Genomic DNA, 15,032 nt, shown 5'->3' with positions numbered 1-15,032 from the left:
ACGGTTCAGTGATAGAAGATTGCCTCGCTGTTGGCTATGGCGAAATAGCTGGATTACTGGTCGAGGCAATCAAGGCGCTGTCAGCTAAAATTGACGCTCAGGAACAGGAAATTGCAACCCTAAAGTCCCAGAACGGAGCATCATAAACTGGTATGTAGGAGGTGTGGTTTTTCCCTGGTTTTTCCCTTATTTTTCCCTGTCCATATTTCAGGCATAAAAAAACCAACCCTAACAGGTTGGTTTTCTTGGGGTTGTTTGGTCGGCATGAGAGGATTTGAACCTCCGACCCCCGACACCCCATGACGGTGCGCTACCAGGCTGCGCTACATGCCGACTGCATGGGCGCTTATACTACCGTTTCCTGAGCTGATTGCAATAGCCCGCCGAATTGACTGCTATAGAATTAAGCAGTTAGTTGGCAATAAATCGCCGTTCGTCGGTCAGCACCTGCAACAGCAGCGCTAACTGGGGTTTGGCGTGGCGAAAACGCTCGCCTTGCAAGTTGTAGGTCCGGTAATCGCCATCGTCATGCAGCAAGAGGGTCTGACTGGGGGTATTGATGACCAAGGTGCCGTTATCGCCGCTGACGACCCAGTCATTCTGGCGGCGGGGGGCGAATAAATCCTCGCCCTGTGAATAGTCGCTGACGGCGGTTGTGGCGTGCAGCAGGCGCTGCATCAGACTGACGGTGATGTCTTTATGATCGGTGAGCTTGTCCACCGACTGCGCCGGCGTGCCCGGCCAATGCACCACCAGCGGCACCTGCATCTGGAAACGGTTCAGTTCCGTGCCGGCTTCCCAATGGCCGTTATGGGCGTCATTCAGTTCGATACCATTGGCGGCGGTGATAATGACCACGGTATTGTTCAGCTCGCTTTTTTCCCGCAAGGTATCGAGCATCTGTCCGATATAGCCGTCCAACCGCTGCGCCCCCTGCAAATAATGGCGATAAAGCACCGGGGTGTTGTTCATATCGGGCGTGGTGTCCGTGCCGTTGAATTCCACATATGAAAACCACGGGGCGGAGCCGCTGTAGCCGGCATGCCATTTCTGCCATTGTTCGACGGTTTGCGCGTCGGTCTGGCTGACCGGCTCCGGCAGGCTGAAATCGGTGAGCAGGGCTTGCCTATCCAACGGGCTGCCAAAGCCGTTGGAGGAGAACAGGCTCAACTGATAGCCTTGTTTGCTGAACGAATCAAGCAATACCGACGTTTTGCGCGACGCCAGGATACCGTCCAGATAAGAGGCGGAAATGCCGTAAAACAAGCCGAACAAGCCAGTGTCGGAACGATTGCCGGTACTGAAATGATCCGTGAAACGGATATTATCCGCGGCGAATTGCCGTACCCTGGGCATTTGCTTGTCCAGCGTATCATTGCGCAGGGTGCCGGCATTGATCAGCAGCAGATTGTAATGGCTGCCGCCTTCCTGAAAGGACAGGGTGCTCAAGGGGTATTCCACCGCCAAGGCCTCGGGGTTCCCCTGGCGCACCAGACGGCGCTCATATTCCTGGGCGTCCAGCAGCCCGTACCGTTCCAGGAAACGGCGGGCGGTCATGGGATAGGATAGCGGCAGATTGGCGCGCTGCATGGTGATGGGGCGGTAGAAGTTGGCGTCCGCCCAGATATACAGAATATGCGAGGCAAAGAACGCGCTGATAAGCAGCGCGGTCACCGGTCTGCCCAGCTTGTGGCGGTTGAGACTGCGCAGTTTCTGCCAGCTCCAGGTGCCAAACAGCATTTCCACCAGGAAAATGACCGGAATACTGATAAACATCAATTGCCAGTCGCGGGACAGCTCTCCTTCTTCCGGATTTACCACCAAATCCCAGACCACCGGATTAAGGTGCAGATGAAAGCGGGTGAAAACCTCGCTGTCCAGCAACAGCAGCGTCAAGCCGGCGGTGGCGATGATGGCGGATAAAAAGCGCAGCAGCCGCTGGGACATCACCACGAAAGTGAGTGGGAAGATGACCAGCAGATACAACGTGAAAGCGATAAAGCTAAAATGCCCCAGCCAACTGACGAAAGCATACACCCGGCCGGCCAGCGAGCCGGGCCAATCGGCGACAAACAAATAGCGGCTGCCAAGCCCAAGGCTTAGCAGAATATTGAAAAGGACGAACCAGTGACCCCAACTGATCATTTGGGAAACTTTGTCACGGTAGCGCTGGCTATTGGTCACCATATCTGTTCGGTCTGTCCGATTAATGCGTGCCGGCTTCCGTAATGGAAGATAATAAGGCTTCGCTAAACGAACGCGCCAGTATCTTGCGTTGTTCCGGCGCGATGCGGCTATTGATGATATGGGTCGCCATGTTGCCCAGCACCATCAAAGACAAATCGGCCGGCGCCTGATGTTTCGCCAGCACGGCCGACAGTTCGTCCAGCAATGTTTCGACCTGTTTGTCGCTATAACGGGATACTTGCGGCATAATATAGTCTTCTTAACCTCTTAAAGCCCGCTATCTTACCGTATCAACTCCGCTTTTTCCGCATTTTTATAGCTTACCCGCGCGGGAAGCCGCCAATGCCGCCTCGCCGGCGATGGCGGTTGCAGCCGGCAGCCATCGGTGTTTGAATACGCGTCTCACCACTAGGAGAATAAATCATGAGTCTGGATATTGACCAGATCGCGCTGCATCAACTCATTAAACGCGACGAACAGACGCTGGAACTCATCTTGCGGGATTCGCCGCTACAGACCAATGCCGCCGTGGAAGACATGATGGCGGAGCTGCACCGGGTCTATAGCGCTAAAACCAAAGCCTACGGGTTGTTCCACCCGCAAAGCGAACTGGCCGAGGCATTACGGCGTTGCCGCCGCGGCGAAGACGATTTCCTGGCATTCTCCCGGGCCGCCGCCGGCAGGCTGCGCGATGAGATAGCCAAATACCCCTTCGCCGAAGGCGGTACCCTTCTGTTTTGCCAATACCGCTATCTGGCGGCGGAATACCTGTTGGTCGCCCTGCTGGCCAGTTGCAGCAGCATGCGGGTTAACGAGCAACTGGATATCAGCAGTACCCATTATCTGGATATCACTCACGCGGATATCGTGGCCCGTATCGACTTGACCGAATGGGAGACGAATCCGGAATCCAGCCGTTATCTGACCTTTCTCAAAGGCCGGGTGGGTCGCAAGGTCGCCGATTTTTTTATGGATTTCCTGGCGGCGGCGGAAGGGCTGGACGCCAAGGCGCAAAACCGAGGATTGTTGCAGGCGGTGGATGACTATTGCGCTGACGGGCAACTGGATAAAGAAGAACGGCAGGCCGTCCGTCAGCAGGTTTACAGCTATTGCCGGGATCAAATGCAGGCCGGCGAGGACATCGCCTTAACGGAATTGTCGGAGTCCCTGCCGCCGGTTGGGGATAAAACCTTCCAGACGTTCACCCGCGGCGAGGATTACGCACTGGAAGATCATTTCCCGGCCGATCGCGGCACGTTGCGGCAGTTGACCAAATATGCCGGCAGCGGCGGCGGCATTACCCTGAATTTCGACGCGCAGTTACTGGGCGAGCGGGTGTTCTGGGATCCGGCCACCGACACGTTGACCATCAAGGGTACGCCGCCTAATCTGCGCGATCAGTTGCAACGCCGTGTGGGCACGGGGCAATAAGTCCGGCGAAAAAGCGGCTTCCCCCAGACAGCGCGGCGAAGGCGCGGTTGTCGCGCGGGTGCGAAGGGGGCGATGAAAAAAAACGCCGCATAAGCGGCGTCGTTTTTCTCGTCCGGCCATAATGGCCGCCACAGCGTGGCGCGCTTAGACGCGGACGAAGTCGATGTGGGTCAATTTCGGCTTGAAGGGATGGCGTTGTACCGCCTGTACCTTGACTTTGGTTTCAGCGCCGTCAATCACCAGCGACAAGACGTCGGTGTAAAAACCGGGCTTGGCCTGGGTGTTGAAGACGATCTCGTGATCCAGTTCGATGGACACAGGCGCTTCGGCGCCGCCATAAACGATGGCGGGGAACTTGTTGGCGGCGCGCAGGCGGCGGCTCGCACCCTTACCCTGCTCTTTACGCGCGTTGGCATTGATAATTAACATAGGTTTCTCGATATTTGAAGATGTACCCCGCTACAGGCGACCCAGCAGCGGACAGAATAGCTGTGCTTTAACAAAAGCGGGCTGATTCTACCGGATTATCGCCGCGCGGGCAAATTTACTCGTCCTCGTCAGGGGCGCAATGCATTGGCCAGGCGGAAACGGCCCTGGTAATCGAACACCTTTTCCCGTACTCGCCAAAATCGGCCCTGACGCCGGGCGATCACAAAATCCGGATGGCGAAGCTGATTCGCGGCGCGGCAAATATCCCCGGCGACGCGCCAGGGCAGGGGGACGCCGGGCGCCCGCTGATGCAACCGCAGGAAACGGAATTCGAACAGACGGCGCTGGGCCGGGGTCGCCAGCCGATAGCGCTCGCTGACATCGGCGCCATCCTCGTCGTAGTAGGTCGCTTTCAGCCATGGACCGCCGGCGTCGTCGCCGCACGAGAGATCCATGCCGCTGCAACGCAGCACCAGCGCGTCCCGCAGCCTGAGCGCTGCTTTCAGCATATCGTCGGGGTCGACCAGGACGGCCTGGCAGGCGGTACAGTTGCGGGCGGCGATATCGTTTTCGGCGCCGCAGTCGGGGCAGAGTTTGAACCTGAAGCGAAAATCGCATTGCCGGCGTTCGCCCTGTTGATCTTGCCGCCAGCCTTGGCAACGCCGCCCGTAATGTTCGATTATTCCGCCCTCGGCATCGGTTTTGCCCCAGAACAGGTTGGCAAAACCGCATACCGGGCAAAACACCTGCACCGGCTCGCCCCCGAGCGCGGGTTTGGCCTGGCCGATTTCCGGGAAAAACAAATCATGGCCGTTGCCGGCGTAGTCCAGAATAACGCAGCGGGTCTTGCCCGGCGATTGCCGAAGCCCGCGGCCGACGATTTGCTGATAAAGGCTGACCGATTCCGTGGGACGCAAGATGGCTATCATATCCACATGGGGGGCGTCGAAACCGGTGGTCAGGACCGCCACGTTCACCATATAGCGCAGTGTTTGCCGGCGAAAGGCGTCGATAATGCGATCACGCTCGTCGGCGGGCGTATCGCCGCCAATAAACGCGCTTTGCGCCGGCGGCAACAGACCGAGTATTTCCCTGGCATGGTTTACGGTGGCGGCGAAGATCATGACCCCGCGCTTATCGCCGCCGAATTCGAGGATCTGGCGCACGATGAGCGGCGTTATGCGGCGCTGCCGGCGCAATGTCTGGTCCAGCTCCGCCTCGTTGAACAGGCCCTGGGCACTGGGCGACAGACGGCTGAAATCATATTGCCGCACCGGCATATCCCATCGCTCGGGAGAGACTAGAAAACCCTGGCGTATAAGGTATTGCAACGGCAGTTCGAAAACGCAGTCCCGGAAAAAACAGTTTTCATCGCCCCTGACCATGCCGCGATAATGATACTGATAAATCCATCCCCGGCCGAGACGAAACGGTGTGGCGGTGAGGCCGAGGATACGCAGCCGGGGCTGGGCCGATTGCAGATGGCGTATGATGCGCCGGTATTGGCTGTCGTCATCGTCGCCGAGGCGATGGCATTCATCGATAATCAACAGGGAAAAGGCCTGGTCGAAGCGTTCCGGATGGCGGGCCACCGACTGGACGCTGCCGAAAACCACCTTGCCCTGGCTATCGCGCCGCCGCAGGCCGGCGGCGAAGATGTCCGCCTCCTGACCCAGCGCCTGATATTTCTCATAATTTTGCGCCACCAGCTCCTTGACATGGGCCAGTACCAATACCCGGCCGCGGGCCAGACGCGCCAGTTCGGCGATAATCAGACTCTTGCCGGCGCCGGTGGGCAAAACGATGACCGCCGGCGAATCCCGATGACGGAAATGATTAACGGCGGCGGCTACCGCTTCGCGTTGATAGGGGCGCAAGGAGAAGGTCATGGACGCCGCCACCGTTCCCGGACGGTAATGGCGTAACGCTGGTGCATAAATAGCATATCGGTATGAAATGAATTATGTTGTCTGCTAGGTTCGCGCCGCAAGGGCCGCTATACTCGTGATACGTCGCGCCGCCGCTTTGCCGGCGGCCGCGGCGGGGCGTTACTACGGGCAAAGATTACAGGCAAAACAACGTTAATGCGACTGGATAAATTTCTATCTCAACAATTGGGTATCAGCCGGGCGCTGGTGACCCGGGAATTACGGGCGAAACGGGTCACGGTGGATGGCGAGACCGTCAGGCAGGGCGCATTCCAGGTGGAGCCGGCCCACGAGATCCGTTTCGATGGCACGGTATTGCGGCAAATCGCCGGACCGCGTTATTTCATGCTGAACAAACCCCAAGGCTATGTTTGCGCCACGGATGATGCCGAACATGCCACGGTGCTGTATTTCATGGACGAACCGGTCGCCGACAAGCTGCATGCCGCCGGCCGCCTGGATATGGATGCCACCGGTCTGCTGCTGATGACCGATGACGGGCAATGGTCGCATTGGATCACATCGCCTAAACATCATTGCGAGAAAACCTATCGGGTGTCGCTGGCGGAACCTTTGGCCGACAATCTTCCGCGCTTGTTCGCCGAGGGCGTGCTGCTCAAAGGCGAAAAACTGCCGACCCGGCCGGCGAAACTGGATGTGCTGTCGGCGTGCGAAGCACGCCTGACCATTAGCGAAGGCCGTTACCACCAGGTTAAGCGAATGTTCGCCGCCATGGGCAATCGGGTGGTGGCTTTGCATCGCGAGCGGATCGGCGCGATCGTGCTTGACGGTCTTCTGGGGCCGGGCGAATATCGTTCCCTGACCCGGGAAGAAATTGAGAGCGTCGGCGTGCCCGGACGATAACCGGCGATGCATTTTACCTAACGCCGGCGTACCGGCAATTTCAGTGGCATGGGCGGCCGACGGCGAACCGGACGGCCGGTAAAGGAGTGGTTGAAGTGCGAGTTGTCCGGGAATCCCCCATCGGTCTGGTTGTTATCCTCGGTTTGATATCCATGCTGATGCCGCTGGCCATTGATATGTACCTGCCGGCCATGCCGACCATCGCCGCCGAGTTCGGCGTCAGCGCCGGTAGCGTGCAAATGACCCTCAGCGCTTATGTGCTGGGATTCGCCATCGGCCAGATATTTTACGGCCCGTTGGCCGACAGCCTGGGCCGCAAGCCGGTCATTTTGTTCGGCACCTTGCTTTTCGCCGCGGCCGCCGCGGCTTGCGCCTTGTCCCGCTCGGTCGAGCATCTGATTTACATGCGTCTGTTGCACGGCCTGGCGGCCGCGGCCGCCAGCGTGGTCATCAACGCGCTGATGCGCGATATGTTCAATAAAGATGATTTTTCCCGCATGATGTCCTTCGTGGTGCTGGTCATGACGGTGGCGCCACTGCTGGCGCCCATGCTCGGCGGGCTGTTGCTGCTGCTGTTTAGCTGGCATGCCATCTTCTGGAGTATGGCAATGGCGGCGCTGGTCGCCGCTATCCTGGTTATGCTGTATATTCGCGAGACCTTGCCGCGTGAGCGGCGTCAGCCTTTCAGGCTGCGTACCACGGCGGGCAATTTCGCCGCCTTGTTTCGTCACAAGCGCGTGTTTTGCTACATGTTGGCCAGCGGTTTCTCCTTTGCCGGCATGTTTTCTTTTCTCAGCGCCGGGCCGTTTGTGTATATCCAATTGAACGGTGTTTCGCCCCAGCGCTTTGGCTATTATTTTGCGCTCAATGTGGTGTTTTTGTTTATCATCACCCTCATTAACAGCCGCAGTGTGGCGCGGATGGGCGCCCACAAGATGTTCCGTCTGGGCTTGGTGGTACAGACCCTGATGGCGGTCTGGCTGGTGCTGGTATGCGCTTTTGGGCTGGGTTTTCTGCCCATGGTCGTGGGGGTGGCGGTCTTTATCGGCTGCGTGGCGATGGTTACCTCCAACGGTATGGCGGTTATTCTGGATGAATTTCCCCATATGGCCGGTACCGCCTCGTCCCTGGCCGGTACGCTGCGGTTCGGGGTCGGCGCCGTGATAGGCGCATTGCTGTCGCTGGCGACGTTTAACAGCCCTTGGCCGATGGTGATCTCCATGGCGTTTTCCATGCTGTGCGCCATGCTGTGTTACGGCTACGCCAGCCGCCCGCGCAAGACCTCTTCTCCCCCTGCGGTCTAGGGGCCCCCGTCGCCTGTCCGGGTCGGCCGCCCGCGCCCATGCCGCGTTTGCCGGATATTGCCGCAGCGGCCCCTCCGCCGGTTAAGGCTGATGCGGCCGGCCGCTTTTTATTGCCTTGGGTCCCTCAGCCCGTCGATTCCCTTTGCCATAAACATTCTTCCCGGTGTAGAGGTGGAGAATGTTTATAAAATGTAAAATATGAGAGCGTTAAACGTTATTTAATTGCCTAAAAAAGGTTGTAAATTGGGGCGTAAACGGGTAAATATAGGCCAAAAAAGAGATCTACCTCTCATTTAACCTCATCCAACGCGTCCGCAGCGTGAAGTATGACGGATATTGCTCTAAATAATTCGCGTTGCGGGAAGGCGGCGACGCAGGGAATCCCCAGGAGCTTACATCAGTAAGTGACTGGGGTGAGCGAGGAAGCCAACGCGTCCGCAGCGTGAAGTATGACGAGCAATGAGTGTTTGTGATAATACCACAGCATACATGTCGCCTTGATATTATAATATTGTGATAGAATTGTTATTGTAAAATCGCCATTCTTCGAGCGACATCGCGGCCGGCCAAGAGGCTACGTGAAGTTTGGCGAGTCTGGTGTTCAAACCTTTGGGGAAATGCTGTGACAACTATGCCCTTGTTTGTGGTTCATCGTTTGCCGCATCATTATCGGTGGCTGAAAGGATTTAGTGGCGTCAAAGTCGAGCCTGTCACCCTGCCCGGCGGTAATGATAACGAACTTATCGGCCTCGCGCTGTTGAGCCATGAGGGCGATTCGGCGTGGGGGGTGATGCGGGAGCTGGCTCAAACCCTGGCGGAAATTCAGCTGACGTGTTCGGTGCTGGAGTGCGAGGGCCAGCCTTGCCTGTTCTTGCGCCGCGATGATGAGTGCGCCGGTTTGTGCCGCCTGAAAAATATCGGCGTCGCTATCGCCGAACCCGCCGAGGTGCCCCCCGCAATGTGATGGCGGTATGTCGGGGCGTTCAGGCCCCGTTAATCGCTTAATTTCAGCAGTTGCCGGGTATATTCCTGGGCGGGTGCGCCGAATATCCGGCGGCAATCCCCTTGTTCCACCACCTGTCCATGCCGCAGGACGATAACCTGATGGCAAAGGGACCTGACCACTTGCAAGTCATGGCTGATGAAAAGATAGGTCAGCCGGTGTTTCTCTTGCAGGAACTTCAATAGTTGCAATATCTGGGCTTGCACCGACCGATCCAACGAGGACGTAGGCTCATCCAGGATCACCAGGTCCGGCTGAAGAATCAGCGCCCGGGCAATGGCTATCCGCTGACGCTGGCCGCCGGAAAATTCGCCGGGATACCGGTTGCGGGTGGCGGGGTCCAATCCCACTTCCTCCAGCGCGGTTATGACCCGTGCTTCCCGCTCGGCCGCGCCATAGTGATGATGAACCAGCAATCCCTCGCTAACAATTTGCGCCACGGTCAGGCGGGGATTAAGCGCTGAGTTGGGGTCTTGAAAAACCACTTGGATACGGCGCCGGACCGGCAACATTTGCCGGCGGGTGAAACGGTGCAGCGGTTGGCCGTCAAACCAGATTTCCCCCTCGCTTTTCAATAGGCGCAACACCGCCAGCGCCGCGGTGCTTTTGCCGGAGCCGGATTCGCCCACCAGTCCTATGCTCTCGCCGCGCCGCAGGTCGAAAGTGACCGCTTGCACCGCCGTTTTCTCCGCCACCGTGCGGCGCAGCCATCCCCGGCGTATGGGGAATTTGACCGCCAATTGGTTTACCCGCAGCAGCAAAGGACTATGGGCGTCGACCGGCAATGGCTCTCCATCCGGCTCGGCGGCCAGTAACCGGCGAGTATAAGCATGGCGTGGAACATCGAACAGGCACTGACAGGAAGCGGTTTCCACGCACTTGCCGTCTTTCATGACGGCGACATTATCCGCCAGGCGTCGCACGATATTCAGGTTGTGGGTGATAAACAGCAGCGCCATGCCCAGCTCCTGGCGCAGCTCGGTCAGCAATTGTAAAATCTGCGCTTGTACGGTGACATCCAGCGCGGTGGTGGGTTCATCGGCGATAAGCAGTTTCGGACGGGTCAGCAGCGCCATGGCGATCATGACCCGTTGCCGCTCGCCGCCGGACAGTTGGTGCGGAAAATCCCCCAGCCTGGAGGCGGCCTGTCGGATACCGACCCGCTCCAGGCTGGCCAGTACTTCGGTTCGGGCCGCATCCCCCCGGAGTCCCCGATGCAGGGACAACACTTCCAGCAACTGTTTTTCCACCGTATGCAGCGGATTTAGCGAGGACATGGGTTCCTGAAAAATCATGGCGATGTCGTCGCCGCGTATCCGCCGCAACGCCGTTTCACCGGCATGCAGCAGGCTCTGGCCTTGGAACAGAATATCGCCATGGTCGTAAACGGTGACCAGCGGCGGCAGCAAACGCAGGACCGACAGTGCGGTGACGCTCTTGCCCGAACCGGATTCCCCCACCAGCGCCAGGGTTTCGCCCGCGTTCACGGACAGTGATACCCGGTTCACCACCGGATGCGTTTGCGCGCCCTGGCGAAAGGCGACGCTTAATTCCTGAATCTGCAATAAAGGTGCGGTCATGTCAGTGGGCCCTGTCGGGGTCGAAGGCGTCGCGTACCGCTTCGCCGATAAAAATCAGCAAGGAGAGCACCAGGGCCAGCATAACGAACGCGGTAATGCCCAGCCAGGGCGCCTGGAGATTATTTTTGCCCTCCAACAGCAAATTGCCCAGCGAAGGGGAGCCCATCGGTAGCCCGAAACCGAGGAAATCCAGCGATGTCAAGGTGGTTATCGAGCCGCACAGAATAAAGGGCATAAAGGTCAAGGTGGCCACCATGGCATTGGGCAACATATGGCGCAGCATAATCATCCGGTCGCTGACCCCCATGGCTTGCGCCGCCCGAATGTAATCGAAGTTGCGGGTTCGCAGGAACTCGGCCCGCACCACGCCCACCAGACTCATCCAGCCGAAAAGCACGGTAATGCCCAAAAGCCACCAGAAATTCGGCGGTACCACGCTTGAGAGTAGGATAATCAAAAACAGGATCGGCATGCCCGACCAGACCTCGATAAAGCGTTGCCCCCATAAATCGAGACGGCCGCCGTAATAACCCTGACAGGCGCCCGCCACGATGCCTATCAGGCTGGAGAGAAAGGTCAGCGCCAGGCCGAACAGCATCGACAGGCGAAAACCGTACAGCAGGTTCGCCAGTACATCCTTGCCGGAACTGTCGGTGCCCAGCCAGTTTTGCCGATTGGGCGGCGAGGGAAAGGGCACGCGGGTGGAAAAATTGATGGTGCGGTAGTCATAGCGGATGGGCGCCCAGACAGCCCAGCCGTTTTCTTTTATTCGCCGAACCAGATAAGGATCGCGGTAATCAGCCGCGGTGGCGAATTGGCCGCCGAACGTCGTTTCGTCATAATTGAACAGCAGGGGAGAATACAAATGCCCCTGATAGCGTACCAGCAGTGGTTTGTCATTAGCCACCAGCTCGGAAGCGAGGCTTAGGATGAACAGCGCCAGGAACAGCCACAACGACCAGTAGCCGCGGCGGTTACGGCAAAAACGCGCCCAGCGCGCCTGATTGACCGGGCTTAATCTGCTCATTGTCGTCCCTCGAAATCAATACGGGGATCGACCAATGTATAGGTCATATCGCTGAGGATATTCAGCAGCAAGCCTATCAGGGTGAAGATATACAGCGTGCCGAACATGACGGGATAATCCCGCTGCAAGGTGGCGTCGTAACCCAGCAGCCCCAGGCCGTTTAAGGAGAACATCACCTCAATAAGCAGCGAACCGGTGAAAAACATGCTGATGAAGGTGGCGGGGAAACCGGCTATCACTAACAGCATGGCATTGCGAAAGACATGGCGATACAGAATCTGACGTTCATCCAGTCCTTTGGCCCGGGCGGTTATCACGTATTGTTTACGGATCTCGTCCATAAAGGCGTTTTTGGTCAGCATGGTCAGGGTGGCGAAGCCGCCGATAACGGTGGCCAGTACCGGCAGCGTGATGTGCCAGAGATAGTCGGTGATCTTTTTATACCAGGGCAGACTGTCGAAATGGCTGGAGACCAAGCCGCGCAGCGGGAACCAGTCCAAATAACTGCCGCCGGCGAACAGCACAATCAAAAGAATGGCAAAGAGGAACGCCGGGATGGCATAACCGACAATAATTACCGTGCTGCTCCAAACATCGAAGGCGCTGCCGTTGCAAACCGCTTTTCTGATACCCAATGGAATGGAAACGCAATAAATGATAATCGTGCTCCATAACCCCAGCGTAATGGAAACCGGCAGGCTGCTTTTGATCAGTTGCATGACCGATGCGCCGCGAAACAGGCTGTTGCCGAAGTCGAAACGCAAATAATTCTTCAGCATGTTGAAATAACGGACATGCAAGGGTTTATCGAAACCGTAACGGTGGGTGATCTCCGCGATGATTTCCGGATCCAGCCCGCGGGCGCCGCGATATTGACTGTCCACAAGCGGCCCGCCGTGCAGCGCCTGGGCGCGGGCCATCGGATCGCCATGGCCGCCGCCGGCATATCCGCCATGCTGTCCTGTCTCGATAGCGGCGATGGCCTGGTCCACCGGTCCGCCCGGCGCAATCTGCACAATGAAGAAGTTCAGGGTGATAATGGCCCATAATGTGGGAATCACCAGTAGTAACCGACGTAAAAGATAGGCAGTCACGTGTTCTCCTTCAGCGTCGTTCAGCGGGCAAATTGGCCGCCCGATTGACATCATACCACCAGGTATCAAACCCCAGCGCGTAAGTGGGCCGGATTTCAGGCATGGCGAATTTATCCCAATAAGCCAGACGGATCTGCGGCGAATACCACAAGGGGATCATGTAATAATTCCAGGTCAGCACCCGATCCAGCGCCCGTCCCAGCGATAGCAGCGCCGGCTTGTCGCCCTGATGGCGGACGATTTCGTTGATCAGCCGATCGATGGCCGGGTCTTTGACCCCGGGACGGTTGTAGGTGGAGTCCACATAGGCCGAGCCCCAGACAATCTGCAAGTCTCCGCTGGGGTAGGAGAAAGCGGAATAACTGGCGGGCATCATATCGAAATCACGTTTACGCAACCGGTTGATGAACTGGGCACTGTCCACTTCCCGAATGGTCATATCGATGCCCAGGCGTTGCAGGTTATGCTGGAAGGGCAGGATATACTGGCTGTTGCCGCCGCTCATCAACATCATTTCGAACCGGAACGGCTGGCCGGTTTTTACATTGACCAGCTTTCCGTCCCTGAGTTCCCAGCCCGCTTGCTTAAGCAATGCCAGCGCCTTGAGCAGATTGGCGCGATCATAGCCGCTGCCGTCCGATGTCGGCGGCTGATATATAGAGGTGAATACGTCAGGGGGAATCTGGCCCTTGAGGGGCGCCAGCCAGGCCAATTCAGCCGCATCGGGGTAGCCGCGGGCGGCATAATCGGTGTTGATGAAATAACTATTAACCCGCTGATAACCATTGTAAAACAGGGCTTTGTTCATCCATTCGAAGTCGAAGGCCAGGCTAATCGCTTCGCGTACCCGGCGATCGGCGAACATCGGCCGTTGAATATTAAATGCTAGCCAATTGGTATCGACGGGGGCGTTATTGGGGATTTCCTGCTTGATAATATAACCGCGATCGAAATTGCCGCCATGGTATTGGGTCGCCCAGTTTTTCGGCGACTGCTCCACCCGTAAATCATAGGCCCCGGCCTTAAAGGCTTCCAATGCGACATTATCATCCAGATAATAATCGTAACGGATTTTGTCGAAATTATTCCGCCCACGGTTGACCGGCAGGTTTTCCGCCCAATAATCTTTGACGCGGGAATAGGTGACATATTGGCCGGTGCGCCAGGCGGTAATGCGATAGGGTCCGCTGGACGGCGGCGGCGCGGTCAGCGGCTCGCTGAGCTTGTGATGCCGCCAGAAGCTTTCCGGCAGAATGGGCAAACTTAATAACCCTAACATCTTCTCTTTATCCGGTTGCGGGAAATCAAAGCGTACCGTCAGCGGCGCAATGACCTTGGCGGTGACGCCCTTATAGTACAACCGGAATTGCGGCACCCCCTCGGTCATGAATTTATTGAAGGTGAAAACCACATCACGGGCGGTGATGGGCTGATGATTATGATAGCGCGCCCTGGGATTGAGGGTGACCTCAATCCATTTTAAATCTGTGGGATAGCGGACGGTATCCGCCACCAGGGGATAATAACTGCCCATCTCGTCATCGGAGGTGGTAAAGAGGCTGTCGTAAAGCTGTTCGGTGCGCGCGGCGGCGGTCCCCCGCAGCGCATAGCGGTTGAAATTGTCAAATGTCCCGATGACCGCCAGGGTGACCGAGCCGCCCTTGGGCGCGGCGGGATTGACGTAATCGAAATGCGTGAAATCACTGGCGTATTTCGGCTCGCCCAGTAACGCGAATGCGTAGCCCTCGTTGATGGTTTCGGCCTGCAATCCAAAACAGCTCATGCTGAAAGCCAGGGCAATCCAAAAACGTAAAAACATCCGATTACGCTCCTGCGAAGATACTGTTGAACGAGACGCCACATCATTCAAGTTGCCTCACCACGGCCAGCAAGCGACACCTTCTCATGCAACGAATGTGAACCGCCAAAACGAAGATGCAACCTGAAGTCAGACGAGTATATCAAAATTTAGTTTTCAATGATTAAAACAGTATCTACTATAAATAATTCACGTTGCCTCGTGGCGGCGCATCGCCAACAAACCGGCAACGTAAAATCCGACGGATAATGGCACAGGGGATTTCAAACATCATTGCGCGGCGATGGGACGTATTTGCGGACACAAAATGATTCGGACTGTTTGTCAATTTCCCGTGGTTAAGGGTAGGGGCGGGTCGCATTGACA

12 protein-coding genes and 1 tRNA gene are annotated in these 15,032 nt (G+C 57.2%); 4 read left to right on the top strand and 9 right to left on the bottom strand.

Annotation, left to right across the window (positions count from 1 at the left end):
* Window positions 1-256: 256 nt before the first annotated feature.
* From FCN80_RS12965 to FCN80_RS12955, 3 genes are all read right to left on the bottom strand, one after another.
* Window positions 257-333 (bottom strand) — tRNA-Pro (locus FCN80_RS12965).
* Between the two features lie 78 nt (window positions 334-411).
* A complete protein-coding gene (gene yejM / locus FCN80_RS12960; RefSeq protein WP_136990579.1) occupies window positions 412-2,187 on the bottom strand; it encodes an LPS biosynthesis-modulating metalloenzyme YejM in 1,776 nt (591 codons plus the stop codon).
* A gap of 19 nt (window positions 2,188-2,206) precedes the next feature.
* Window positions 2,207-2,434: a YejL family protein gene (locus FCN80_RS12955; protein ID WP_136990578.1), complete on the bottom strand. Its 228-nt coding sequence runs from the start codon at window positions 2,432-2,434 to the stop codon at window positions 2,207-2,209.
* A gap of 176 nt (window positions 2,435-2,610) precedes the next feature.
* Between FCN80_RS12955 and yejK the strand changes: the two genes are divergently transcribed.
* Complete coding sequence (gene yejK / locus FCN80_RS12950; protein ID WP_136990577.1) at window positions 2,611-3,618, top strand: nucleoid-associated protein YejK; 1,008 nt, start codon at window positions 2,611-2,613, stop codon at window positions 3,616-3,618.
* A gap of 144 nt (window positions 3,619-3,762) precedes the next feature.
* On the opposite strand, the gene rplY is transcribed toward yejK, so the two are convergent.
* Entirely contained in the window at window positions 3,763-4,047 is a 285-nt protein-coding gene (gene rplY / locus FCN80_RS12945) for a 50S ribosomal protein L25 (RefSeq protein ID WP_136990576.1), read from the bottom strand.
* Between the two features lie 128 nt (window positions 4,048-4,175).
* On the bottom strand, window positions 4,176-5,936 hold the full coding sequence (radD, locus tag FCN80_RS12940) for a DNA repair helicase RadD (protein WP_136990575.1): 1,761 nt from the start codon (window positions 5,934-5,936) through the stop codon (window positions 4,176-4,178).
* A gap of 195 nt (window positions 5,937-6,131) precedes the next feature.
* Between radD and rsuA the strand changes: the two genes are divergently transcribed.
* The 3 genes from rsuA to FCN80_RS12925 all read left to right on the top strand — a co-directional run bounded on the left by rsuA (window position 6,132) and on the right by FCN80_RS12925 (window position 9,107).
* Entirely contained in the window at window positions 6,132-6,839 is a 708-nt protein-coding gene (gene rsuA / locus FCN80_RS12935) for a 16S rRNA pseudouridine(516) synthase RsuA (RefSeq protein ID WP_136990574.1), read from the top strand.
* Between the two features lie 95 nt (window positions 6,840-6,934).
* Complete coding sequence (locus FCN80_RS12930) at window positions 6,935-8,143, top strand: Bcr/CflA family multidrug efflux MFS transporter (protein ID WP_136990573.1); 1,209 nt, start codon at window positions 6,935-6,937, stop codon at window positions 8,141-8,143.
* A 631-nt stretch (window positions 8,144-8,774) separates the two neighbouring features.
* The gene (locus FCN80_RS12925) at window positions 8,775-9,107 is read left to right on the top strand and encodes a YejG family protein (RefSeq protein ID WP_230492653.1); all 333 of its coding nucleotides are present in this window, start codon (window positions 8,775-8,777) and stop codon (window positions 9,105-9,107) included.
* Between the two features lie 29 nt (window positions 9,108-9,136).
* Here the strand turns inward: FCN80_RS12925 and yejF are convergent, their stop codons facing one another.
* The 4 genes from yejF to FCN80_RS12905 are packed head-to-tail and all read right to left on the bottom strand — an operon-like array spanning window position 9,137 to window position 14,666.
* A complete protein-coding gene (gene yejF / locus FCN80_RS12920) occupies window positions 9,137-10,726 on the bottom strand; it encodes a microcin C ABC transporter ATP-binding protein YejF (RefSeq protein ID WP_136990571.1) in 1,590 nt (529 codons plus the stop codon).
* Between the two features lies 1 nt (window position 10,727).
* Window positions 10,728-11,753, bottom strand: a complete 1,026-nt coding sequence (locus FCN80_RS12915; protein ID WP_136990570.1) for an ABC transporter permease — start codon at window positions 11,751-11,753, stop codon at window positions 10,728-10,730.
* Window positions 11,750-12,847: a microcin C ABC transporter permease YejB gene (locus FCN80_RS12910; RefSeq protein ID WP_136990569.1), complete on the bottom strand. Its 1,098-nt coding sequence runs from the start codon at window positions 12,845-12,847 to the stop codon at window positions 11,750-11,752. The genes FCN80_RS12915 and FCN80_RS12910 overlap by 4 nt, the downstream gene beginning before the upstream one ends.
* Window positions 12,848-12,857: 10 nt before the next feature.
* Window positions 12,858-14,666, bottom strand: coding sequence for an extracellular solute-binding protein (locus tag FCN80_RS12905; RefSeq protein WP_136990568.1), 1,809 nt, complete (start codon window positions 14,664-14,666; stop codon window positions 12,858-12,860).
* Window positions 14,667-15,032 lie beyond the last annotated feature (366 nt).

The sequence above is a fragment of the Martelella alba genome (assembly GCF_005217455.1).
GTDB lineage: Bacteria > Pseudomonadota > Gammaproteobacteria > Enterobacterales > Enterobacteriaceae > Acerihabitans.
The sequence above is the reverse complement of the archived record's forward strand: the minus strand, read 5'-3'. Positions and strand labels throughout refer to the sequence as shown.

Coding starts and splice junctions, on each gene's coding strand:
- yejM (WP_136990579.1), bottom strand. CDS start 2,187: ATGGTGACCAATAGCCAGCGCTACCGTGACAAAGTTTCCCAAATGATC.
- FCN80_RS12955 (WP_136990578.1), bottom strand. CDS start 2,434: ATGCCGCAAGTATCCCGTTATAGCGACAAACAGGTCGAAACATTGCTG.
- yejK (WP_136990577.1), top strand. CDS start 2,611: ATGAGTCTGGATATTGACCAGATCGCGCTGCATCAACTCATTAAACGC.
- rplY (WP_136990576.1), bottom strand. CDS start 4,047: ATGTTAATTATCAATGCCAACGCGCGTAAAGAGCAGGGTAAGGGTGCG.
- radD (WP_136990575.1), bottom strand. CDS start 5,936: ATGACCTTCTCCTTGCGCCCCTATCAACGCGAAGCGGTAGCCGCCGCC.
- rsuA (WP_136990574.1), top strand. CDS start 6,132: ATGCGACTGGATAAATTTCTATCTCAACAATTGGGTATCAGCCGGGCG.
- FCN80_RS12925 (WP_230492653.1), top strand. CDS start 8,775: ATGCCCTTGTTTGTGGTTCATCGTTTGCCGCATCATTATCGGTGGCTG.
- yejF (WP_136990571.1), bottom strand. CDS start 10,726: ATGACCGCACCTTTATTGCAGATTCAGGAATTAAGCGTCGCCTTTCGC.
- FCN80_RS12915 (WP_136990570.1), bottom strand. CDS start 11,753: ATGAGCAGATTAAGCCCGGTCAATCAGGCGCGCTGGGCGCGTTTTTGC.
- FCN80_RS12905 (WP_136990568.1), bottom strand. CDS start 14,666: ATGTTTTTACGTTTTTGGATTGCCCTGGCTTTCAGCATGAGCTGTTTT.